A 21,320-nucleotide genomic window follows, 5' to 3' on the forward strand; every position below is an offset into this window, starting at 1 on the left:
TGGCGGGCTCACAGGCCCGGGAAGGCCGACGGCGAGACGCCGGTGGTGTTGACCCAGACGCTCTTGGTCTGCAGGTAGCCGTCGATCATGGCCTGCCCGCCCTCGCGGCCCACGCCCGACAGGTCGTAGCCGCCGAAGGGCGAGCTCTGCGAGGTCATGCGGTAGGTGTTGACCCAGACGGTGCCCGAGCGCACCCGCGCCGCCATGCGGTGGGCGCGGCCGACGTCGCCGGTCCAGATGCCGGCGCCCAGGCCGAAGCGGGTGCTGTTGGCCAGGGCCACCGCCTCCTCCTCGGTGGAGAAACGCAGCACCGCCAGCACCGGGCCGAAGACCTCCTGCTGGGCGATGCGCATGTCGGCCGACACGCCGGTGCAGATGGTGGGCCGCACGAAGAGGCCGCCCTCCGGGCCGGTGAAGGAGTCGCCGCCGCAGGCCAGGGTGGCGCCGTCCTCGCGCGCCATGGCGATCATGCGCATGATCTGCTCGAACTGCGGCCGGTTGGCCACCGGGCCGACATGGGTGGCGGCGTCCATCGGGTCGCCCAGGCGGATGCGGGAGGCGATGGCGGTCAGGCGCTCGACGAAGGCATCGTGGATCGTGTCGGCCACCAGCAGGCGCGAGCCGGCCACGCAGCTCTGGCCGCCGGAGGCGAAGATGCCGCCGGCCACGCCCATGGCGGCCGCGTCCAGGTCGGCATCGGCGAAGACGATGTTGGGCGACTTGCCGCCCAGCTCCAGCGTGGCCGGCCGCATCCGCCTGGCCGCCGCCACGTAGACCGCGGTGCCCGAGCCGACGCCGCCGGTGAAGGCGATCTTGGCCACCTCGGGATGGTCGGTCAGCGCCGGGCCGATCTCCGCGCCCAGGCCGCAGACCACGTTGACCACGCCGTCCGGAAAGCCCGCCTCGCGCACCAGCCGGGCGAAGGTGAGGATGGAGGTGCTGGCATGCTCCGAGGGCTTGATCACGCAGGTGTTGCCCGCGGCCAGCGCCGGCGCCAGCTTCCAGGCCAGCAGGCGCACCGGCGAGTTCCAGGGAACGATCATGGCGATCACGCCCAGCGGCTCGCGCAGGGTGTAGTTGAGGTGGCCGGGCGCCTCCACCGGGATCACCCGGCCCTCGATCTTGTCGCACAGGCCGCCGAAGTAGCGGTACCACTCGGCCGTGTTCTGCATTTGCCGCAGCATCTCGGTATAGGTCTTGCCGTTGTCGCGGGTCTCGGCCAGCGCGAGTTCCGGGGCGTTGGCTTCCACCAGGTCGCCGAGCTTGCGCATCAGGGCCGCGCGCCGGGTGGCGCTGATGCCGGACCAGGCGGCCGAGCCGAAGGCGCGGGCGGCGGCCGCCACGGCGCGCTCCACGTCCTCGGGGGTGGAGCGCGGGATCTGCGCCCAGGCGCGGGCGGTCCAGGGGTTCTCGGTGTCCAGGTAGGCGCCCTGGGCGGGCGGGCAGTCCTGGCCGTCGATCAGGTTTTCGTAGCGTGGCGTCATGGCCGTTTGTCCTTGTCGATCCTGAAGAAATGGGAAGGGGGCTAGACCAGGCGCAGCGCGCGGGCGCAGCGCCAGACCGGCTCCAGCAGCAGGTTGCTGAACACCACCCGCACGAAATGAAAGCCCAGCACCAGCGGCACCGAGACCTTGAGCGCCTGGGCGGTCACCGCCATCTCGGGCATGCCGCCGGGCGCCATGCCCAGCAGGGTGCCGGCCAGCGGCAGCCGGAAGATCCAGGCCGCGGCCAGGCCGATGACGATCAGGATGAAGGCCAGCACGATGGACGAGAGCACCGAGGCCGCCAGCAGGCGGCGCGAGCCGCGGATGAATTGCGGCGTCATGCTCGATCCGAGCGAGATGCCCAGCACCGACTGGGCCAGCACGATCCATTCGGCCGGCACAGGTTCGGGCGCCACGCCGCAGGAGGCGAACACCGCCGTCAGCAGGCAGGGCGCCAGCATCCAGGGATTGGGAATGCCCACCTTCTTGCCGAGGAAGGCCGCGCCCAGGCCGGCCAGCCACCACAGCAGCAGCAGGCCGGGCGATCCGGGCGATCCGGGCGAGCCGGGCTGGTGCGCCACCGCCGCAGAGGCGAAGGCATGGCCGGCCGGCCCCTGGATCTCGTGCGCCGACAGCAGCGCCACCAGGGCCGGATAGACCAGCACCACCAGCACCAGCCGGATGGTCTGCGCCAGCACCACCTGCTGCTCCGACACGCCGGCCTCGCGCGCATGGATAGCCATCAGCACCACGCCGCCGGGCGTGCCGCAGAAGAAGGCCGTGCGGGCATCGAGCCCGCCGTAGCGGCTGAACACCTGGGCGCCGACCAGGCCGGCGGCCACCGTCAGCATGGCGCAGAGCACGATGGCCGGCAGGCTGCCGAGCAGCGACAGCAGCACCGCCTGGCTGAAGGTCTGGCCCAGGGCCAGGCCGAGGAAGATCAGCACATAGGGCCGGATCGCCTCGATGTTGACCGACAGCCCCAGCTGCGCCAGTGCCGCCGAGGCGCCGAGCGCGCCCAGCAGCCAGCCCAGCGGCACGCCGGCGCCATGCGCCAGCCAGCCGCCGGCCGTGGAGACCGAGAGGACCAGCACCAGCCGGAGCGCCCAGGCCGCCTTGCGCTGCACCTGGACGCTCCGTCTCCTGCCTGCTTCCCCCCCGGTCGCAGCCTTGATGTCCGGTCCGCTCATGTCCACACGTCGGAATGCTCCGCGTCGATCAGCCGCAGCGCGGCCACCCAGGCCATGTCGACCCAGGCCGGTATCTCCTCGTGGCGGTACTGCCCTGCCGTGTGCTCGCGCACGGCCATGGGCGGCATGACGATCTGCTCCATGCCGCCGGACTGCGCGGCCAGCTGCGCCTCGCAGGCGCGCTCCAGGAAGTAGATGTGGTCGAAGGCCTCCGGCACGGTGCGCCCGCCCACCAGCAGGCCGTGGTTGCGCAGGATCATGGCGCGGTGGCTGGCGCCCAGGTCGCGCACCAGGCGGGTCCGCTCGTCGGTGTCCAGGGCGATGCCCTCGTAGTCGTGGTAGGCCAGGTGGCCATGGAACTTCAGCGCATGCTGGCTGATCGGCAGCAGGCCGCATTGCTGCGCCGACACCGCGATGCCGGCGCGCGAATGCGTGTGCACGATGCAGCGCAGGTCCAGGCGCGCCTCGTGCAGCGCCGAGTGGATGACGAAGCCGGCGCGGTTGACCACCTGGTCCTCGGCGCCCGCGTCGATCTTCTGGCCCTCCAGGTCGATCTTCACCAGGTCCGAGGCCCGCATCTCGTGGAACATGCGCCGGTAGTCGTTGATCAGGAACTGGTGGCGTGTGCCCGGCAGGCGCGCCGAGATGTGGGTGTAGATCAGGTCCGACCAGCGGAAATGCGCGATCAGGCGGTAGAGCGCCGCCAGCTCGCAGCGGATGGTCCATTCCTCGGCCGGCACCTGCGCCGGCCGGTGTTGCATGCAGTCCATCGGGGCGGCCCTTCTCAGCGAACAGCGCCGAACACTTCGTCCAGCGCCAGGCCCAGGCGCTCGAACATCTCCTGCACCTCGGCGGCCGAGATGATCTGCGGCGGCGACAGGGCCACGCGGTTGCCCACCAGGCGCACGATCAGGCCGCGGGCGCGGGTGGCGGCGTCGATGCGCGCCATCAGCGCCGCGTCGGCCATGGCCTTGGTGGCGCGGTCGGTGACGATCTCCACCGCGCCGATCAGGCCCACGCCGCTGGCATCGCCCACGTACTCGCGGTCGGACAGGCCCGCCAGGCCGGCGAGGAACAGGGGCTCCACGCTCTTGACGTGGCCGATCAGGTCCATCTCCTCGTAGATGGTCAGCACCTCGTGCGCCACCGCGCAGGCCATGGGATGGCCGCCGTAGGTGTAGCCGTGGGCGAAGCTGCCGAGGCGGTCGGTCTGGGCCATCATGCCGTTGAAGACCCGCTCGCCGATCAGCACCGCCGAGATCGGCACCATGGCCGCCGACAGGGACTTGGCCGAGCAGATCAGGTCGGGTGTCATGCCGTAGGTCTCGCTGCCCCACATCTCGCCGGTGCGGCCGAAGCCGCAGATGACCTCGTCGGCCACCAGCAGGATGTCGTACTTGCGCAGCACCGCCTGGATCTTGTCGAAATAGCCGGCCGGCGGCACCACCGCGCCGCCCGAGCCCATCACCGGCTCGGCCCAGAAGGCGGCGATGGTCTCGGGGCCCTCGCGTTCGATCATGGCTTCGAGCTCGGCCGCCAGGCGGCTGGAGAAGGCCTGCTCGTCCTCGCCCGGATGGGCGTGCCGGTAGTGGTAGGGCATGCCGGTGTAGAGGAAGCCGTCGAAGGGCAGTCCGAAGCCGGTGTGGAAGTTGGCCTTGGCGGTCAGGCAGGCGGTGACGGCGCCGGTGCCGTGGTAGGCGCCCAGGCGCGAGATGATCTTGCGGCGCTGCGGCTGGCCCTGGCCGGCCCAGTGGTACCAAACCAGCTTGAGCGCGGTGTCGTTGGCCTCGCTGCCGGAGCACTGCAGCAGCACCTTGTCCATGCCGGGCGGCGCGAAGGAGGCGAGCTTGGCCGAGAGTTCGGCGGCCGCCGGGGTCGAGGCGCTGCGGAAGTTGTGGTAATAGCCGATCTCGGTCATGACCTTGGCGGCCACCGCGCCCAGGCGGGCGTTGCCGAAGCCGAGCGAGGCGCACCAGAGGCCGGCGGCGCCTTCGAGGTAGCGCTGGCCGGCCTCGTCCTCCACGTAGATGCCGTCGCCGCGGGTGATGATGCTCGGGCCCTGCTCCAGGTGGCGGCGCAGGTTGGTGTGCGGATGCACCGAATGCGCCGCGTCCATCGCGGCGATGGGCGAGAGCGCCGGGCTGGCGGTGGGGTTCAGGATCAGGGACATGGGAAGAGGCTCCGGAAGGGGGTTGTCTTAGAGGGCGGGGTAGTCGCGGGCCGCGCCGGCCGCGCTGACGTAGCCGTCGGCGATGTCGTCGGCCAGGCGGGCCGGGTCGCGTTCGGCCGCCGGGCCGTAGCCGCCGGCGCCGGCCAGGCGCAGGCGCAGCAGGTCGCCGGCCTTCATGTCCAGCATCTGCTTGCTGATCAGGCGGGTTTCCACGCCGTCGCGCACCAGGATGGAGGAGGCCAGCGCGCCGGCGCCGCCGCCGTCCATGCCGTGCGGCGGCTTGACGTGGCGGTCGCCCAGCAGCGTGAGCGTGGCCGAGCCCGAGAGCAGCTCGATGTCCTTGGCCAGGCCGCAGCCGCCGCGCATGCGGCCGGCGCCGCCGGTGTCGGGCAGCAGGGCCAGGCGGTGCACCACCACCGGGCTGCCGGCCTCGTGCACTTCCACCGGGATGTTGGCGCAGTTGATCACCGGCGCCGTGCCCTCCAGGCCGTCGCTGTCGTGGCGCGCGCCGTAGCCGCCGAACAGCAGGTCGTAGTAGATGAAGCGCTTGCCGGTCCTGTCGTCGATGCCCGAGAGGATGGGGTTGGACCAGTGCGAGAAGGCCGCCATGGTTTTGTGCGGCAGGGCCTTGGCCATGGCGCCGTTGATCAGCTCGAAGATGCGGATCTGGATCGCCGCCCGGCCGCCCGAGGGCGCCGGGAACTGCGGGTTGAAGAAGCAGCCCGGCCGCGCCTTGACCTCGATGGCGCGCAGGCCGCCGTCGTTCTGCGGCAGGCTCGGGTCGGTCAGGCACTTCACGGCGAAGAAGCCGTGCGCGCGGGTGAAGTTGAAGTAGGCGTTGATGGCCGCGCCCACCTGGTCGCCGGAGCGCGAGAAGTCGATCGACAGGCGGTCGCCGGCCACTTCGATGTCCACCGCCACCGGGATCAGGCCGCCCTCGCCTTCGCCGATGCCGTCGAGGTAGTCGTCGAAGCTGTACCTGCCGTCCGGGATCTCGGCGATGCGCTCGCGCATGCGTTTCTCGCTGGCGTCGAGGATGTGGTCGATGCAGGCGTCGAGCACGCCGGCGCCGACCGATTTCACCAGCTCGGCATACCGCGCCACGCCCACCTCGTTGGCGTTGCGCTGGGCCGCCAGGTCGCCCACCACCGCGTCGGGCAGGCGGATGTTGCCGGTGAGGATGCGCATGATCTCCGGGTCGAACACGCCGGCGCGGATCATCTTCACCGGCAGGATGCGGATGCCCTCCTGGTAGGCCTCGGTCACGCCGATCACCTTCTGCGAGCCGGGCGCGGCGCCGCCCACGTCCACCTGGTGGGCGATGTTGACGATCCAGCCCCAGAACACGCCGTCGATGAAGGCCGGGTGCACCATGTAGAAGTCGGGATAGTGGCCCGAGCCCAGCGCGCTGTCGTTGGTGACGATGGCGTCGCCCGGCTGCAGGCTGTCGCCGGGGTACATGGCCGACACGGTCCTGACCACCGCCGGCATCGAGCCCAGGTGGCCGGGCGTGAAGTTGCCCTGCGAGAGCAGCCGGCCGTGTCGGTCGAACACGCCGGTGGAGAAGTCGTCGGCCTCGCGCACGGCTTCGGAGAAGGCGGTGCGGCGCAGGGTGGAGCCCATCTCCTCGGCGATCGAGACGAGGTTGTTCCAGACCAGCGAGATGGTGATGGGGCTGACGGTGGGAAGGTCTTGCTTCATGCCTTGGCTCCGATGCGGACGATGAGGTTTCCGTGCGCGCTGAGTTCGGCGACATCGCCGTGCAGCAGCAGGATGGTGGTTTCGGCTTCCTCGATGACGCAGGGGCCGGTGACCGGCTGGCCCGCCTTCAGGCGGTAGCGGTCGTAGATGGCGATCTCCTCGCCGGGCGCGCCGGGGGTGAACCAGGCGGTGCGCGTGCCGATGCGCGGCTCGCCTTCGGAAGGCCGCGAGGGCGAGGCCAGGCCGGCGCCCAGGGGCATGGAGCCGTGGAAGGTCCAGTCCACCGCCTCCACCGCCCGCGCCGCGTCGTGGTAGCCGTAGGCCTTGCGGTAGGCCTCGCCGAAGGCCTCCTGGAAGGCCTGCAGGAAGGCGCCCTCTGGCAGCGCCACGTCGGGCACGTCGACATTGATCTCGTAGCCCTGGCCGGCGTAGCGGGCGGTGGCGGTGAAGCGTTCCTCGCGGGCCTCGCTGCGGCTCAGCCGGTCCAGGTCGGACGCCGCCTTGCCCTGCAGTTCGGCATGCAGGCGGCGCACCGCGGCCAGCGCGCCCGGCTCCATGGCGGTGACCTGGGTCACGGTGTAGTCCACCTTCGGATCGGCCGCCAGCAGGCCGACCGCCGAGCCCACGCCCGCGCCGCGCGGCAGCACCAGCGTGGGGATGTGCAGGTTGCGCGCCAGGCGGGCCGCATGCACCGGGCCGGCGCCGCCGAAGCCCACCAGCGCGTATTTCGCCGGGTCGCGGCCGCGCTCGACCGACATCACCCGCAGCGCGCGCTCCATGTTGGAGGTGGCCATGAGGTGGATGCCGAGCGCGGCCTCCTCGATGGAAATGCCCAGCGGCTGCGCCAGGTGGATCTCCACCGCGCGGCGGGCGCCTGCCAGGTCGAGCTGCATGTTGCCGCCGTTGAAGGCGCCCGGGTTGAGGTAGCCCAGCACCAGGTTGGCATCGGTCACCGTGGGCCGGGTGCCGCCGCGGCCGTAGCAGACCGGGCCGGGCTCGGAGCCCGCGCTCTCGGGGCCGATGCGGATCGCGCCCAGCTCGGCCATGGCGATGGAGCCGCCGCCGGCGCCGATCTCCAGCATCTCGATGGCCGAGATGTTCAGCGGCAGGCCCGAGCCCTTGGTGTATTGCACCTGGTCGACCTCGAAGGTGGGCAGGATGGCGGGCTCGCCGGCGTCGATGGCGCCGAGCTTGGCCGTGGTGCCGCCCATGTCGAAGGTCAGCAGGTCGGGCATGGCCTCCTCGCGGCCGATGGCGCGGCACATCAGCACGCCGGCGGCCGGCCCGCTTTCGACGATGCGCACCGGCAGGCCGGTGGCGAGTTCGGGCGAGACCAGGCCGCCGTTGCTCTGCATGATGTAGAGGTCGGCGGCGATGCCCTCGGCCTTGAGCGCCTGGTCCAGGCGCCTGACGTAGCGCGAGACGATGGGCTTGACGTAGGCATTGGCCACCACGGTGGAGGTGCGCTCGTATTCCCGGAAGCGCGGCGACACCTCGCTGGAGAGCGATACGTCGATCTCCAGGCCCAGCACGGCGGCGCGTTCGGCGACGAAGCGTTCGTGCGCCGGGTTCACATAGGAGTGCAGCAGGCAGATGGCGACCGCCTCGTAGCCCCGCGCGACGATGTCGCCGAGCAGCGCATCGACCTCGGCGGCGACCGGCGCGACGTGGGCCTTCTCGCGCAGGAAGCTGCGTTCGGGCAACTCGAAGATGTCGCGCCGGCGGATCAGCGGCTCCGGCTTGGCCAGGTGCATGTTGTAGGTGGAGTAGCGCTTCTGCCGGCCCAGCAGCAGCACGTCGCGAAAGCCCTCGGTGGTGATCAGCGCGGTGCGCGATCCCTTGCGCTCCAGGATGGCGTTGGTGGCCACGGTGGTGGCGTGCAGCAGCATGCCGACGCTCGATGCGGCCACGCCCTCGGCGGCCAGCAGGTCCTTCACGCCCTGCACCACCGCCTTCTCGGGCGCGGAGGGGGTGGACAAGGTCTTCCAGTAGCGGGTCACGCCGCGGGTCTGGTCCTCCAGCACGAAGTCGGTGAAGGTGCCTCCGATGTCGAAGGAAAGGCGGATCATGTTTTCCATAGATGCGGTCGGCGGTTCCACTGGCGGGAATCCGATTCCATTTTTCGAAGGGACAAAAGAAAGCCGTTCAACGGGCGGCGAGGGAGCGCTGCTCCAGGTGCGACAGCATGCGCACCACCGGCCACAGCAGCACCAGGTAGATCAGGGCGGCCGCCACCAGCGGCGTGGCGTTGAAGGTGTTGCCCTGGGCCATGCGGGCCACGCGCAGCAGCTCCGGCAGGGTGACCACGCTGGCCAGCGAAGTCAGCTTGACGGTCTCCAGGATGTTGCTGATGAGGTCGGGCGTCATCTTGCGCACGGCCTGCGGCAGCACCACGTGGATCAGGGTCTGCAGCGCGTTCAGGCCGGTGGAGCGGCTGGCCTCGACCTGGCCCTTGGGAATGCTCTCGATGCCGGCACGGAACACCTCGGCGAAATAGGACGAGGTGTTGAGCACCAGGGCCAGCACCACCGCCATGAAGGTGGACAGCTCGATGCCCAGGAAGGGCAGCGCGTAGTAGGCGAAGACCAGCAGCACCAGCGGCGGGAAGGCGCGCAGGAAATCGACGTAGGCCATCATGGCGATGTCCAGCCAGCGCAGGCCGAAGGACTGGGCGCAGGCCACCAGCAGGCCCACGGCCAGGCCCAGCGGCACCACCACCGCGCTCAGCTCGGCGGTGACCAGCAGGCCGCGCATGAGCTGCGGCCAGACCAGGGCCAGGATGTCGAAGTTGAGGAAGTTGAGCAGGAAGGCGTCCATGTCGTCGGGTCCTCAGCGGGCGGTCCAGGCGTAGCGGCGTTCCAGCCGGCGCGACAGCAGCACCAGCGGCAGCAGCAGCAGCAGGTAGCCGATGGCGGCCATGGTCAGCGGCGTGGTGTTGGCGCCCTCGGCCAGGGCCTCGGAGGCGCGCGAGAGCATGTCGGGCACGGCCACGGTGGAGGCCAGGGCGGTGTTCTTGACGGTGGCCACCACGCGGCTGGTCAGCGGCGGCACCACCACCCGCACGGCCTGCGGCAGGATCACCAGGCGCAGCGTCCTGGCCAGGCCCAGGCCGGTGGAGCGGGCGGCGTCCCACTGGCCCTTGTGGATGCTGTTGAGGCCGGCCCAGAAGACCTCCTCGGCGAAGGCCATGAGGATGGCGCTGAGCACCGCCCAGGCCACGAAGAAGCCCGGCAGGCGCAGGCCCAGCAGCGGCAGGCCGAAGTAGCAGACGATGATCAGCACCAGCGGCGGCAGCGCGCGGCAGATGTCGGCGAAGACCACGATCAGGAAATTGGCCGGCTTGAAGGCGAAGGTGCGCAGCGCCGCCAGCAGCAGCCCGCCGGCCAGGCCGGTGGCGACCACCAGCACGGCCATCTGCACCGTCTCCCACAGGCCGAAGGCGATCGAGGGCCCGTACTTCAGCATGAAGGCCGGGTTGAAGAAGTTGTCGACGATGGGCGACATCAGCGCTCCACCTGCGAGAGGAACTCCCGCGTGCGCGCATGCTGCGGCTGGCCGAAGACCTGCTGCGCCGTGCCCTGCTCCACGATGGCGCCGTCGGCCATGAAGACCACGGTGTCGGCCGCCTCGCGGGCGAATCGCATCTCGTGGCTGACCACCATCATGGTCATGCCGCTGTCGCGCAGCTCGCGCATGGTCTGCAGCACGCCGTTGACCAGCTCCGGATCGAGCGCGCTGGTGGGCTCGTCGAACAGCACCACCTTGGGCTGCAGCGCCAGGGTGCGGGCGATGCCCACGCGCTGCTGCTGTCCGCCCGAGAGCTGCGAGGGGAAATGCCCGGCGCGGTCGGACAGGCCCACGCGCTTCAACATGGCGTGGCCGATGGCGTCGGCCTCCTCGCGCCCCTTGCCCAGCACATGGCGCAGGGCCAGGGTGACGTTGCCCAGGGCGCTCATGTGCGGATAGAGGTTGAAGGACTGGAACACCATGCCCATCTGCGTGCGCAGCCGGTTCACGTCCACATGGGGCGAGTAGATGTTCACGCCGTCGACCAGCACGTCGCCGGAGCTCAGCTCCTCCAGGCGGTTGCAGCAGCGCAGCAGCGTGCTCTTGCCCGAGCCCGAGGGCCCGATCAGGAAGACGCACTCACCCTGGCGCACCCGCAGGTCGATGCCCTTGAGCACCTCGGTCTGGCCGTAGCTCTTGCGCACCTTGACCAGCTCGACCACCGTCTTCGCCGGCGCTGCCTCGGGCGCGGCGGCCCGGGCCGCCTCGCCGGCCAGCCAGGTCTCTGCCGCCATGGCCTTCATTTGCACTTCGGGGCGGGAACGCTGGCGTCGTAGCCGGCGAAGCCCGGCTGGCCGACACCGGCGCTGACCTTCATCATGGCGCCGTCGGGCAGCGCCTCCAGGCCGGTCCACTTCTTGTAGATGGCCGCCAGGGTGCCGTTCTTCTTCAGGCACTGCAGGGCCAGGTCGACCGCGTCGCGGTTGGCCTTGTCGTCCTTGCGGAAGCCGTAGCCGTAGACCTCGCCGTTGTTGATCACGTAGTCGGAGGTGGCCAGCACCGGGCTCTGCTTGGCCACGTAGCCGGCGACGGCGCTGTAGACCAGGGCGGCGTCGGTCTGGCCGCTGGCCACCGACTGGATGGCGTCGCTGTTCTTGTCGTAGCGGTTGATGGTCCAGCCGAATTCGGCCTGGCGGGCGGTGAGCCACTTGTCGAACAGGTTGCCCTTGTTGACGGCGATGACCTTGCCCTTGAGGTCGGCGGGCGTGCTGACCTTCACGCCGCCCTTCTTCAGCACGAACTGGTAGGTGGCGTCGCCGTAGGCCTGGGCGAACAGCACCTGCTCGGAACGCTCCTTGGTGATCATGGCCGGCGACAGCACCATGTCGAACTTCTTGGCGTTGAGGCCGGCGAAGGTTGTGGACCAGGGCTGGTCCATCACCTCGATGGTCTTGCCCATCTCCTTGGACAGCGCCGCGGCGATGTCGATGTCGATGCCCTCGTAGCCGCCGCTGGGCTTGGCCGAGGAGAAGGGCTGGTAGCCCACGTCGGAGGCGGCCACGATCTTGCCCTCGGCGTGGACCGCGCCGCAGAACAGCAGGGACACGAAGAGCAGGGGCCGCAGGCGGGAGAGGTCTCGGGTAGCAGGCATCGGGCGCATCCTTAAAAAGAAAAGTTCTACTGAGTGGAACAAGGTTCTATTTATGGATGAGCAACATGCATGCCAGCGCGGCGGCACGCATTCGGTGCGGCGTTTCGGGGGGCTGCGGGGCAGGACGTACAGTCGCCCCATGCTCACCCGCACCGCATCGCAGACCCTGACCGAGCAGCTGGCCGGCCGCTTCGCCGAGCGCATCCGCGCCCGGCTGCTGGCGCCGGGGGCCCGGCTGCCCTCGGTGCGCGAATGCGCGCGCCAGCACGAGGTCAGCCCGCACACGGTAGTGGCCGCCTACGACGTGCTGCTGGCCCAGGGCCTGGTGGAGGCGCGGCGCCAGCGCGGCTTCTTCGTGCGCGACACGCTGGCCCTGCCGGTGCCGCCCGCGGCTGCCGGCCAGGCGCCCGATGCCGGTCCGCTGCCGGCGGGCTCCGGCATGCATGCCACCGCGCTGATCCGCGGCATGTTCCACCAGTCTTCCCGGCCGCAGCCGGGCTCGGGTGTGCTGCCGGCCGACTGGATCGACCTGCCGGCCCTGCCGGCCGCCGTGCGCAAGGTGGCCGCCAGCAAGGCCTGGGCGAAGGCCTCGCTGCAATACGGCGAACCGATGGGCGATGCCGGCCTGCGCGCCCTGCTGGCGCACCGGCTGGCGGCGCAGCACATACCGGCGACGGCCGAACAGATCATGACCACCGTGGGCGCCACCCATGCGCTGGACATCGTCAGCCGCACCCTGCTGAAGGCCGGCGATCCGGTGCTGGTGGAGGAGCCGGGCTGGTCGGTGGAATTCGCCCGGCTCGAAGCCCTGGGCATGCGGGTGCTGCCGGTGCCGCGCCGCGCCGACGGGCCCGACCTGGACGTCATGGCGCGTTACTGCCAGACCCATGCGCCCAGGCTCTTCGTGAGTGTGAGTGTGCTGCACAACCCCACCGGCTACAGCCTGGCGCCGGGCGCGGCGCACCGGCTGCTGCAGCTGGCGCAGGCCTTCGATTTCCACATCGTCGAGGACGACACCTACGGCCACATCGCGCCCGAACACGCCACCCGGCTGACCGCCCTGGACGGCCTGCAGCGCACCATCTACGTGGGCGGCTTCGCCAAGATCCTGGCGCCCAACTGGCGTGTGGGCTACCTGGCCGCGCCGGCGCCCCTGGTGGAACGCCTGCTCGACACCAAGCTGCTGGCCACGCTGACCACCCCCACCCTGCTGGAGCAGGCTCTCGCCATCTGCATGGAACAGGGCCAGCTGCGCCGCCATGCCGAGCGGGTGCGCATCCGGCTGGATGCGGCGCGCAACCGCAGCGTGGAGCTGGCGCGCGCGGCCGGCTGCGTGTTCGCCGCCGAGCCGGCGGGGCTGTTCGGCTGGGTGGATACCGGGGTCGATACCGATTTGCTGGCCCAGCGGATGTTCGACGATGGCTATCTGCTGGCGCCGGGCGCCTTGTTCCTCGCCGGCCGGCAGGCGTCCACCCTGATGCGCATCAACTTCGCGACCACGCAGGACGCGGCCTTCTGGAGCGCCTTCTCGCGGGTGCGCGCCACGCTCTAGCTCCGACAAACGAATCCCGCAGAAGCCACGCCATGGACATCACCGCTGCGCCCCCCACCGCCACCGAGCAGCGCGCCGCCGTCGCCGCCCTTTCGCAGGTGCTGCCCGCGCACGCCATCCTGTGGCAGAGCGAGGACACCACACCCTACGAATGCGACGGCCTGAGCGCCTACCGCCAGCGGCCGATGGCCGTGGTGCTGCCCGAGACCGAGGACCAGGTGCAGGCCGTGCTGCGCACCTGCCACCGCCTGGGCGTGCCGGTGGTGGCGCGCGGCGCGGGCACGGGGCTGTCCGGCGGCGCCCTGCCGCACGCACGCGGCGTGACGCTGTCGCTGGCGCGCTTCAACAAGATCCTGAAGATCGACGCCCGCGCCCGCACCGCCATCGTGCAGTGCGGCGTTCGCAACCTGGCGATCAGCGAGGCGGCCGCGCCGCACGGCCTCTACTACGCGCCCGACCCGTCCAGCCAGATCGCCTGCACCATCGGCGGCAACGTGGCCGAGAACTCCGGCGGCGTGCACTGCCTGAAATACGGCCTGACGGTGCACAACGTGTTGCGCGCCCGTGGTTTCACCGCCGACGGCGAGCCGGTGGAGTTCGGCTCCGAGGCGCTGGACGTGGCCGGCCTGGACCTGCTGGCCGTGCTGGTCGGCAGCGAAGGCATGCTGGCGGTGGTGACCGAGGTCACCGTGCGACTGGTGCCCAAGCCACGCCTGGCGCGCTGCATCATGGCCAGCTTCGACGACATCCGCAAAGCCGGCGACGCGGTGGCCGCGGTGATCGCCGCCGGCATCATCCCGGCCGGCCTGGAGATGATGGACAAACCCATGACCATCGCCGTCGAGGACTATGTGCACGCCGGCTACGACCTGGAAGCCGAGGCCATCCTGCTCTGCGAATCCGACGGCACACCCGAGGAGGTGGCCGAGGAGATAGACCGCATGACCGCCGTGCTGCGCGGCTGCGGCGCCACCGCCATCACCTGCAGCGCCGACGAGGCCGAGCGCCTGCGTTTCTGGAGCGGCCGCAAGAACGCCTTCCCCGCCTCCGGCCGCATCAGCCCCGACTACATGTGCCTGGATTCGACCATTCCGCGCAAGCGCCTGGCCGACATCCTGCTCGCCATCCAGGCGATGGAGCAGAAGTACGGCCTGCGCTGCTGCAACGTCTTCCATGCCGGCGACGGCAACCTGCATCCGCTGGTGCTCTTCGATGCCAACGATCCGGACCAGCTGCACCGCTGCGAACTCTTCGGCGCCGACATCCTGGAGACCAGCGTGGCCATGGGCGGCACGGTGTCGGGCGAACATGGCGTGGGCGTGGAGAAGCTCAACAGCATGTGTGTGCAGTTCAGCGCCGAGGAGAACGCGCAGATGCTGGGCGTCAAGCATGCGTTCGACCCGGCCAGCGTGCTGAACCCGGGCAAGGTCATCCCCACCCTGGCCCGCTGCGCCGAGTACGGCCGGGAAGTGGTGCGCGGCGGGGTGCAGAGGTTTGCGGAGCTGCCCAGGTTCTAGTCCGGCCGGACCGGCCAGGCGGCATTAGTCCGCAAACACAAAGATACATATTTTGGAGACGGACTCTCAGCCGCCCAGCCGCTTCATCAGCGCCGCCGCATCCTCGCCCGAGTTGCGCCGCTCGGGCAGCTGCATGCCGCGCACATCGATGCGCAGCTCCTTCACCAGCTCGCGGAACTCCGCCAGGGCCAGCACGCCGTCGATACGCCGGCGCGCGCCGAGCGCATCGGAGAAGGGCAGGTAGAACCAGAGACGGTCGCCGTTGATGCGAGTGGTGTTGTCCGAGGCGCGGATCAGGCCGCGCAGCTGGCGCGCGAACTCGGCCAGGCTCAGCGTCAGCCGGGTGGCCAGGGGGCTGCCGTCCTGCAGCAGGCCGGTGTCGTGCAGGGAGACCAGCAGCAGGCCGAAGCCCACCTCGGCGCGGCGCGACTGCGCGGCCAGCGCCCAGTCCACCGTGCGGATGAACTCCTGCGGCTGCACCGAGTTGAGGGTGTCGAACACCGCCAGCGGCTGCTGGCGCGAGCCGGTGCGCAGATAGGCCTGGCCGGCGGCGGTCAGGCGCAGGGAGGCGATCTCGCGGATCTCCAGTTCGTCCGGGCTGCAGACGTGGTCGCAGTCCAGGCAATGGGCCTGCGTCACGCTGGTGGCGAAGGCCTTCTGGCAGTGGCCGCAGACCTGCTGCAGGATGGGCTCCTCCTCGTCCACGCCGATGTTCGGCTCGGCCGCATCGCAGCGCGGGCAGACCAGGCCGTCGCGGCGCAGGAAGTCGCTTTCCGGCGCCACGTAGCCGCAGGCGAAACAGGGCAAGGCGGCGGTGGTGCGGATGTCCAGGCCACCGCAGGTCGGGCAGACCTCCACGAAATGGATGTGCGCACTGTTGCAGCGGCAGCAGTGGCGGGTGCGGTCGACCAGCTTGGCGGGCTCCAGCAGGCGGCCGCGCAGCATGGTGGCCAGGCAGGAGCCGACGTCGTCGTGCGGGCTGGCCAGCGCCTCGGCCAGGGGATAGCGGTAGAGCAACTTGTGGCGCCGGTCGCGCTCGGGCCAGAGCTGGCTGCCCTCGCGCACCTGCAGGAAATACAGCAGGCGCTCGATCAGCGGCAGGCCGTTGGGCGACAGGCCCAGTTCCTCGCGGGCGGCGCGGGCGCGGTCGCAGATGTCCAGCGCGTCGACCAGGTCGGCCGCGGCATCGGCCAGCGGCGCCGTGCGGCCCGGCGCCGAGAGCACCGGCAGATACCACCAGGGCGAGCGGCGGATGCGGTCGAGCAGCGCATCGGCGTCGCTCGCCTTCAGGCCGCGGCCCAGGTAGAAGCCGGCCGGCTCCTCGGTCAGCCGGGCCACGTCGGCCCACTGGTGCACGGCGCGCTCCCGCGGCCGGGCGGGCCAGGGGGCGCTGTCGGCCCGAAAGATCAGCAAGGGGGGCAGGTCGGGATCGGCGAGATCGGCCGCATCGACGGCGAAGGACGCAGCGATCTGCTGCGGCGCGGGCATGGCGAGCTGCATGGACATGAGATCGATTCCTGAAACGGCGGGAGCGGCGTTCCCGGCACGGCGGCGGGCTGGCGGCTCGGATGGGTGGAAAAAGCGAAATCGATTATTCGAGGCGACCCCAAATGCATGCGCCCACTTACAGCAGTAAAACAATTGATTGCATGTAAACAATCGATTCAAGAAAACCCGCATCCGGAGCCCCTATGCCGCCTCGCGCACAATTCCTTTTTTGCTCGTTCCGGAGGCTCCGCCATGCAGACCCGTGTCCACCTGATAGGCGCGCCGACCGACGTCGGCGCCAGCGTGCGCGGCTGCAGCATGGGCCCCGAGGCGCTGCGGGTGGCCGGCATCGCCCCGGCCTTGCGCCAGCTGGGCCTGGAGGTGCAGGACCAGGGCAATCTGGCCGGCCCGCTGGCGCTGGAGCGGGCCTCGGCCCACGAGCCGCACCACAACCTGGAAGAGGTGGTGGCCTGGAACCGGGCGGTGTTCGATGCGGTGTCGCTCTCGCTGGCCGAGGACGCGGTGCCGGTGATGATGGGCGGCGACCACTGCCTGGCGATCGGCTCGATCAGCGCGGTGGCGGCGCATTGCCGGCGCGAAGGCAAGCCGCTGCGGGTGCTCTGGCTGGATGCCCATACCGATGTGAACACCGAGGCCACCAGCCCCAGCGGCAATCTGCACGGCATGCCGGTGGCCTGCCTGCTGGGGCGCGGGCCGGCGGCGCTCAGCGGCTGGAGCGGCAGTGCCCAGGCGATCCGCGCGCAGGACATCGATTTCCTGGGCATCCGCAGCGTGGACCCGGGCGAGCGCCTGGCCATCCGCAGCTTCGGCCTGTCGGTCTACGACATGCGCTACATCGACGAGCACGGCATGCGCGCGGCCATGACCGAGGCCTTGATGGACGTGGACGACAACACCCATCTGCATGTGAGTTTCGACGTCGACTGCCTGGACCCGGCCGACGCGCCCGGCGTGGGCACCGCGGTGCGCGGCGGGCCCAGCTACCGCGAGATGCAGCTGTGCATGGAGATGATCGCGGACACCGGGCGGCTCGGCTCGCTCGACGTGGTGGAGGTCAATCCCGCGCTCGACGTGCGCAACCGCACGGCGGAAGTGGCGGTGGAGCTGCTGCAGAGCCTGTTCGGCCAGAGCACGCTCTAAACCAGAGCACCCGGCACAGGCTTGGGGCGTGCTGCGGGCGAGCCAGGGCGATCGCTGCTAGGCTCATGGGCTTTTCGCAGCGCGATACCGCCCCTTCACGCCATGACTCCTCCCGTTCCCACCGCGGCTCCACTCCTGGCTCCGGGCCGGGAACGCGCCCTGCTCTGGCTGCTCGCACTGACCCAGTTCACCATCATTGTGGACTTCATGGTGATGATGCCGATGGGGCCGCAGATCATGCAGGCCTTCACGGTGGGACCGGCGGCCTTCGCCGCGGCGGTGTCGGCCTATTCCTGGTGCGCCGGCATCTCGGGCCTGCTGGCCGCCACCTATATCGACCGCTTCGACCGCCGCAGGCTGCTGCTGGTGGTGTATGCGCTGTTCGCGCTGTCGAACCTGATCTGCGCGCTGGCCACCAACTACCACGCCCTGCTGCTGTCGCGCGCCTTCGCCGGCCTGACCGGCGGCGTGCTGGGCTCGCTGGTGCTGGCCATCATCGGCGACGTGATCCCGCCGCAGCGGCGCGGCGCGGCCATGGGGGTGGTGATGACCTCCTTCTCGCTGGCGGCCGTCGCCGGCGTGCCGCTGGGCGTGGTGCTGGGCGCGCATTTCGGCTGGAGTTCGCCCTTCTTCGAGCTGGTGGTGCTGTCGGTGGCGATCTGGGTCGGCGCCTGGAAGGTGATCCCCTCGCTCACCGCGCATATCCGGGTGCCGGCGGTGCCGCTGTCGCGCACCCTGCCGGACCTGTGGTCGCTGATGCGCGAGCCGGCGCACCTGCGCGGCTTCGCGCTGACCGCGCTGGTGATGGGCGCGCACATGCTGATCGTGCCCTTCATCTCGCCCAACTTCGTGGGCAACCTGGGGGTGCAGCCGGAGAGCATCTCGCTGATCTACATGGCCGGCGGCGCCGCCATGTTCTTCACCTCGCGTGCGGTGGGCCGCATGGCCGACCGCTTCGGCAAACGCGAGGTGTTCCGCATCGCCGCCCTGTGCTCGCTGCTGCCGGCGCTGTTCATGACGCACCTGCCGCAGCTGCCGCTGTGGGGGCTGATCCTGTTCTTCCCCTTCTTCATCGTCAGCGGCAACGCCCGCATGATCCCGGTGCAGGCGCTGCTGACCACCGTGCCCGAGCCGCACCGGCGCGGCGCCTTCATGAGCGTGAACTCGGCGGTGCAGCAGATCGCCACCGGCACCGGCGCCTGGATCGGCGGGCTGATGCTGACCATCTCGCCCTCCGGCCACATCTCCGGCTACGGCACCAACGGCTGGGTGTGCTGCGCCTGCATCGTGCTGGCGATGTGGTGGGTGGGCAAGGTGCAGTCGTACGGCGAGAGCCCGGCTTCGGCGCAGCCGGTGCGCGCCGCCTGAGGCGCGGTTTGCTTCAGTCCGCGGCGGCGGCGGCAGGCGCAGGCGGCCGGCTGCCGAAGATGGCCGAGCCGACCCGCACCATGGTGCTGCCGGCGGCGATGGCGGCCTCGATGTCGCCCGACATGCCCATCGACAGCGTGTCCAGCGGCAGGCCCTGCGCGACGAGCGCATCGAACAGCTCGCGTGCACGGCGGTGCACCGCCAGCTGACCCGCGTAGTCGGCCGCCGGCTCGGGAATCGTCATCAACCCGCGCAGGCGCAGGTTCGGCAGCGCCGCGACAGCGCGGGCCAGTTCGGGCAGGTCCTGCGGCGCCACGCCTGACTTGTTGGCGCCGCCGTCGATATTGACCTGCAGGCAGATGTTGAGCGGGGCCATGCCGGCCGGCCGCTGCTCGGACAGGCGCTCGGCGATCTTCAGTCGGTCCACCGACTGCACCCAGTCGAACTTCCCGGCCGCCAGCCGCGTCTTGTTGGACTGGATCGGGCCGATGCAATGCCATTCGATGTCCAGGCCCGGCAGCGCATCGATCTTGGCGGCTGCCTCCTGCAGGTAGTTCTCGCCGAAGGCCGTCTGGCCCGCTTGCAGCGCCTCCTGCACCGCGTCGGCGCCGAAGGTCTTGGAGACGGCCAGCAGGCGCACTTCGCCTGCGTTGCGGCCGGCCGCCCGGCAGGCGGCGGCGATGCGTTCGCCAACTGCCTCCAGAGTGTTACAGATCGTTGTCATAATGGTCCGGAGCGTAGCAAAACGATCCGGCTAATCAGTAGGGAGCTTGAGTGGATATCACACAGTTGCTGGCCTTCAGCGTGAAGAACAAGGCCTCCGACCTGCATCTGTCGGCAGGCCTGCCGCCGATGATCCGGGTCCACGGCGACGTGCGCCGCATCAATGTCGAGCCGCTGGACCACAAGATGGTCCATTCGATGGTCTACGACATCATGAACGACACCCAGCGCAAGGTGTACGAGGAGTTCCTGGAGATCGACTTCTCCTTCGAGATCGAAGGCCTGGCGCGTTTCCGGGTGAACGCCTTCAACCAGAACCGCGGCGCGGGCGCGGTGTTCCGCACGATTCCCTCGAAGATCCTGACGCTGGAGCAACTCAACGCGCCCAAGATCTTCGCCGACCTGGCCATGAAGCCGCGCGGCCTGGTGCTGGTGACCGGCCCGACCGGCTCCGGCAAGTCGACCACGCTGGCCGCCATGGTCAACTACCTCAACGAGAACGAGCACGGCCACATCCTGACGGTGGAAGACCCGATCGAGTTCGTGCACGAATCCAAGAAGTGCCTGATCAACCAGCGCGAGGTCGGCCCGCACACCAGGAGCTTCGCCTCGGCCCTGCGTTCGGCCCTGCGCGAGGATCCGGACGCCATCCTGGTCGGCGAAATGCGCGACCTGGAAACCATCCGCCTGGCCATGACCGCCGCCGAGACCGGCCACCTGGTCTTCGGCACCCTGCACACCTCTTCGGCCGCCAAGACCATCGACCGTATCGTCGACGTGTTCCCCGCCGAGGAGAAGGACATGGTGCGGGCGATGCTTTCCGAATCGCTGCAGGCCGTGATTTCGCAGACCCTGTGCAAGACCAAGGACGGCACCGGCCGCGTGGCGGCGCACGAGATCATGCTGGGCACCTCGGCCATCCGCAACCTGATCCGCGAGTCCAAGATCGCGCAGATGTACTCGGCCATCCAGACCGGCAACGGCGTGGGCATGCAGACCCTGGACCAGAACCTGACCGACCTGGTGCGGCGCAACATCATCGCGCCCGCCGAGGCGCGCTCCAAGGCCAAGAGCCCGGAAAACTTCCCCGGCTGAAAAAGGCGAACGTGTTCTTTAATCGACAGGCCACAAGCCATTGGGAGAAAAGTGCATGAAAGGCATCCTCGGACTGCTCGGCAGGAATCCGGTACCCCCGACCCCTGCCGGCGAGGCGACCGACTCGGTCTTCTTCTCCACCGCCTTTGCCGACCAGGGCGTGGATGCCACCCTGCTGGTGCCCTGGGACGCACGTGCGGTGGAGATCGGCGCTCGCCGGCTGGCCGCCGGCCGCGGCATCAAGCTGATGCAGCACCTCTGGGCGCGCGACAAGCACATGTGCTCGCTGGAGCCCGAACGCATCGCCCTGCTGGAGCGCTTCTTCCACTTCGCCACGGTGCCCGCGGGGCGCGAGATCATCCGCCAGGACGAGTACGGCAACTTCATGCTGGTGCTGCTCGAAGGCGGCATCTCGGTGGACCGCCGCCAGCCCTGGGGTGAACGCCTGCGCCTGGCCGAAACCCGCCCGGGCGACATCCTGGGCGAGATGTCGCTGCTCGACAGCGGCCTGCGTTTCTCGGCCTGCACCACGCTGACCGACTGCGACGTGGCCGTGCTCAGCGCCGAAGCCATGGACGAGATGATGGACGCCGAGCCGCACACCGCCTGCCACCTGGTGGCGCTGCTGGCCCGCAAGCTGTCGCTGCGGCTGCGCATGGTCAGCGCCAGCCTGGGCGAGAACAAGTAAACCGCCGGCAGCCCCGGGGAAACGA

General features: G+C 70.0%; 18 protein-coding genes. 6 read left to right on the forward strand and 12 right to left on the reverse strand.

From position 1 onward, the window contains the following. Positions 1-8: 8 nt before the first annotated feature. The 10 genes from GT347_RS10430 to GT347_RS10475 all read right to left on the reverse strand — a co-directional run bounded on the left by GT347_RS10430 (position 9) and on the right by GT347_RS10475 (position 11,703). Positions 9-1,484 (reverse strand): aldehyde dehydrogenase, encoded by a 1,476-nt coding sequence (locus tag GT347_RS10430; RefSeq protein ID WP_160551888.1) that lies wholly within the window; start codon positions 1,482-1,484, stop codon positions 9-11. Positions 1,485-1,525: 41 nt separating this feature from the next. After that, positions 1,526-2,611 carry an AbrB family transcriptional regulator gene (locus GT347_RS10435; RefSeq protein ID WP_160551889.1) on the reverse strand — a complete coding sequence of 362 codons (1,086 nt, stop codon included), beginning with the start codon at positions 2,609-2,611 and terminating at the stop codon, positions 1,526-1,528. A 59-nt stretch (positions 2,612-2,670) separates the two neighbouring features. After that, the gene (locus GT347_RS10440) at positions 2,671-3,435 is read right to left on the reverse strand and encodes a class II aldolase/adducin family protein (RefSeq protein WP_407704161.1); all 765 of its coding nucleotides are present in this window, start codon (positions 3,433-3,435) and stop codon (positions 2,671-2,673) included. Between the two features lie 23 nt (positions 3,436-3,458). Then, entirely contained in the window at positions 3,459-4,844 is a 1,386-nt protein-coding gene (locus GT347_RS10445) for an aminotransferase (RefSeq protein WP_160551891.1), read from the reverse strand. Between the two features lie 27 nt (positions 4,845-4,871). Then, positions 4,872-6,545: a hydantoinase B/oxoprolinase family protein gene (locus GT347_RS10450; protein WP_160551892.1), complete on the reverse strand. Its 1,674-nt coding sequence runs from the start codon at positions 6,543-6,545 to the stop codon at positions 4,872-4,874. Further along, positions 6,542-8,614: a hydantoinase/oxoprolinase family protein gene (locus GT347_RS10455; RefSeq protein ID WP_160551893.1), complete on the reverse strand. Its 2,073-nt coding sequence runs from the start codon at positions 8,612-8,614 to the stop codon at positions 6,542-6,544. Before GT347_RS10455 ends, GT347_RS10450 begins: the two co-directional genes overlap by 4 nt. A gap of 76 nt (positions 8,615-8,690) precedes the next feature. Then, positions 8,691-9,362 (reverse strand): amino acid ABC transporter permease, encoded by a 672-nt coding sequence (locus GT347_RS10460; protein ID WP_160551894.1) that lies wholly within the window; start codon positions 9,360-9,362, stop codon positions 8,691-8,693. A 12-nt stretch (positions 9,363-9,374) separates the two neighbouring features. Beyond that, entirely contained in the window at positions 9,375-10,049 is a 675-nt protein-coding gene (locus GT347_RS10465) for an ABC transporter permease subunit (protein WP_160551895.1), read from the reverse strand. Further along, positions 10,049-10,846, reverse strand: a complete 798-nt coding sequence (locus GT347_RS10470) for an amino acid ABC transporter ATP-binding protein (protein WP_160551896.1) — start codon at positions 10,844-10,846, stop codon at positions 10,049-10,051. The genes GT347_RS10465 and GT347_RS10470 overlap by 1 nt, the downstream gene beginning before the upstream one ends. Before the next feature lie 5 nt (positions 10,847-10,851). Next, positions 10,852-11,703 carry a substrate-binding periplasmic protein gene (locus GT347_RS10475; protein WP_160551897.1) on the reverse strand — a complete coding sequence of 284 codons (852 nt, stop codon included), beginning with the start codon at positions 11,701-11,703 and terminating at the stop codon, positions 10,852-10,854. A 139-nt stretch (positions 11,704-11,842) separates the two neighbouring features. Here GT347_RS10475 and GT347_RS10480 point away from each other — a divergent pair, with 139 nt between their 5' ends. Both GT347_RS10480 and GT347_RS10485 read left to right on the forward strand, forming a co-directional pair. Next, positions 11,843-13,255, forward strand: a complete 1,413-nt coding sequence (locus tag GT347_RS10480; protein WP_160551898.1) for an aminotransferase-like domain-containing protein — start codon at positions 11,843-11,845, stop codon at positions 13,253-13,255. 32 nt (positions 13,256-13,287) lie between these two features. Continuing rightward, on the forward strand, positions 13,288-14,772 hold the full coding sequence (locus GT347_RS10485; protein ID WP_160551899.1) for an FAD-linked oxidase C-terminal domain-containing protein: 1,485 nt from the start codon (positions 13,288-13,290) through the stop codon (positions 14,770-14,772). Between the two features lie 66 nt (positions 14,773-14,838). Here GT347_RS10485 and GT347_RS10490 read toward each other — a convergent pair whose 3' ends face one another. Further along, positions 14,839-16,278: a TackOD1 domain-containing metal-binding protein gene (locus tag GT347_RS10490; RefSeq protein ID WP_160551900.1), complete on the reverse strand. Its 1,440-nt coding sequence runs from the start codon at positions 16,276-16,278 to the stop codon at positions 14,839-14,841. A gap of 234 nt (positions 16,279-16,512) precedes the next feature. Here GT347_RS10490 and rocF point away from each other — a divergent pair, with 234 nt between their 5' ends. Both rocF and GT347_RS10500 read left to right on the forward strand, forming a co-directional pair. Beyond that, a complete protein-coding gene (rocF, locus tag GT347_RS10495; protein ID WP_160551901.1) occupies positions 16,513-17,421 on the forward strand; it encodes an arginase in 909 nt (302 codons plus the stop codon). Between the two features lie 102 nt (positions 17,422-17,523). Beyond that, positions 17,524-18,789 carry an MFS transporter gene (locus GT347_RS10500; protein ID WP_160551902.1) on the forward strand — a complete coding sequence of 422 codons (1,266 nt, stop codon included), beginning with the start codon at positions 17,524-17,526 and terminating at the stop codon, positions 18,787-18,789. 13 nt (positions 18,790-18,802) lie between these two features. Here the strand turns inward: GT347_RS10500 and GT347_RS10505 are convergent, their stop codons facing one another. Then, positions 18,803-19,513, reverse strand: a complete 711-nt coding sequence (locus GT347_RS10505; RefSeq protein WP_160551903.1) for a YggS family pyridoxal phosphate-dependent enzyme — start codon at positions 19,511-19,513, stop codon at positions 18,803-18,805. Between the two features lie 50 nt (positions 19,514-19,563). On the opposite strand from GT347_RS10505, the gene GT347_RS10510 reads away from it, so the two are divergent. Beyond that, positions 19,564-20,607, forward strand: coding sequence for a type IV pilus twitching motility protein PilT (locus GT347_RS10510; protein ID WP_160551904.1), 1,044 nt, complete (start codon positions 19,564-19,566; stop codon positions 20,605-20,607). Between the two features lie 55 nt (positions 20,608-20,662). Then, positions 20,663-21,295 carry a Crp/Fnr family transcriptional regulator gene (locus tag GT347_RS10515; RefSeq protein ID WP_160551905.1) on the forward strand — a complete coding sequence of 211 codons (633 nt, stop codon included), beginning with the start codon at positions 20,663-20,665 and terminating at the stop codon, positions 21,293-21,295. Positions 21,296-21,320 lie beyond the last annotated feature (25 nt).

It is taken from the genome of Xylophilus rhododendri (genome assembly GCF_009906855.1).
GTDB classification, from domain to species: domain Bacteria; phylum Pseudomonadota; class Gammaproteobacteria; order Burkholderiales; family Burkholderiaceae_C; genus Xylophilus; species Xylophilus rhododendri.

Bases quoted from the DNA above. Each gene is read 5' to 3' on its own strand.
- GT347_RS10430 (WP_160551888.1), bottom strand. From the start codon at position 1,484: ATGACGCCACGCTACGAAAACCTGATCGACGGCCAGGACTGCCCGCCC.
- GT347_RS10440 (WP_407704161.1), bottom strand. From the start codon at position 3,435: ATGCAACACCGGCCGGCGCAGGTGCCGGCCGAGGAATGGACCATCCGC.
- GT347_RS10445 (WP_160551891.1), bottom strand. From the start codon at position 4,844: ATGTCCCTGATCCTGAACCCCACCGCCAGCCCGGCGCTCTCGCCCATC.
- GT347_RS10450 (WP_160551892.1), bottom strand. From the start codon at position 6,545: ATGAAGCAAGACCTTCCCACCGTCAGCCCCATCACCATCTCGCTGGTC.
- GT347_RS10455 (WP_160551893.1), bottom strand. From the start codon at position 8,614: ATGATCCGCCTTTCCTTCGACATCGGAGGCACCTTCACCGACTTCGTG.
- GT347_RS10460 (WP_160551894.1), bottom strand. From the start codon at position 9,362: ATGGACGCCTTCCTGCTCAACTTCCTCAACTTCGACATCCTGGCCCTG.
- GT347_RS10465 (WP_160551895.1), bottom strand. From the start codon at position 10,049: ATGTCGCCCATCGTCGACAACTTCTTCAACCCGGCCTTCATGCTGAAG.
- GT347_RS10470 (WP_160551896.1), bottom strand. From the start codon at position 10,846: ATGGCGGCAGAGACCTGGCTGGCCGGCGAGGCGGCCCGGGCCGCCGCG.
- GT347_RS10475 (WP_160551897.1), bottom strand. From the start codon at position 11,703: ATGCCTGCTACCCGAGACCTCTCCCGCCTGCGGCCCCTGCTCTTCGTG.
- GT347_RS10480 (WP_160551898.1), top strand. From the start codon at position 11,843: ATGCTCACCCGCACCGCATCGCAGACCCTGACCGAGCAGCTGGCCGGC.
- GT347_RS10485 (WP_160551899.1), top strand. From the start codon at position 13,288: ATGGACATCACCGCTGCGCCCCCCACCGCCACCGAGCAGCGCGCCGCC.
- GT347_RS10490 (WP_160551900.1), bottom strand. From the start codon at position 16,278: ATGTCCATGCAGCTCGCCATGCCCGCGCCGCAGCAGATCGCTGCGTCC.
- rocF (WP_160551901.1), top strand. From the start codon at position 16,513: ATGCAGACCCGTGTCCACCTGATAGGCGCGCCGACCGACGTCGGCGCC.
- GT347_RS10500 (WP_160551902.1), top strand. From the start codon at position 17,524: ATGACTCCTCCCGTTCCCACCGCGGCTCCACTCCTGGCTCCGGGCCGG.
- GT347_RS10505 (WP_160551903.1), bottom strand. From the start codon at position 19,513: ATGACAACGATCTGTAACACTCTGGAGGCAGTTGGCGAACGCATCGCC.
- GT347_RS10515 (WP_160551905.1), top strand. From the start codon at position 20,663: ATGAAAGGCATCCTCGGACTGCTCGGCAGGAATCCGGTACCCCCGACC.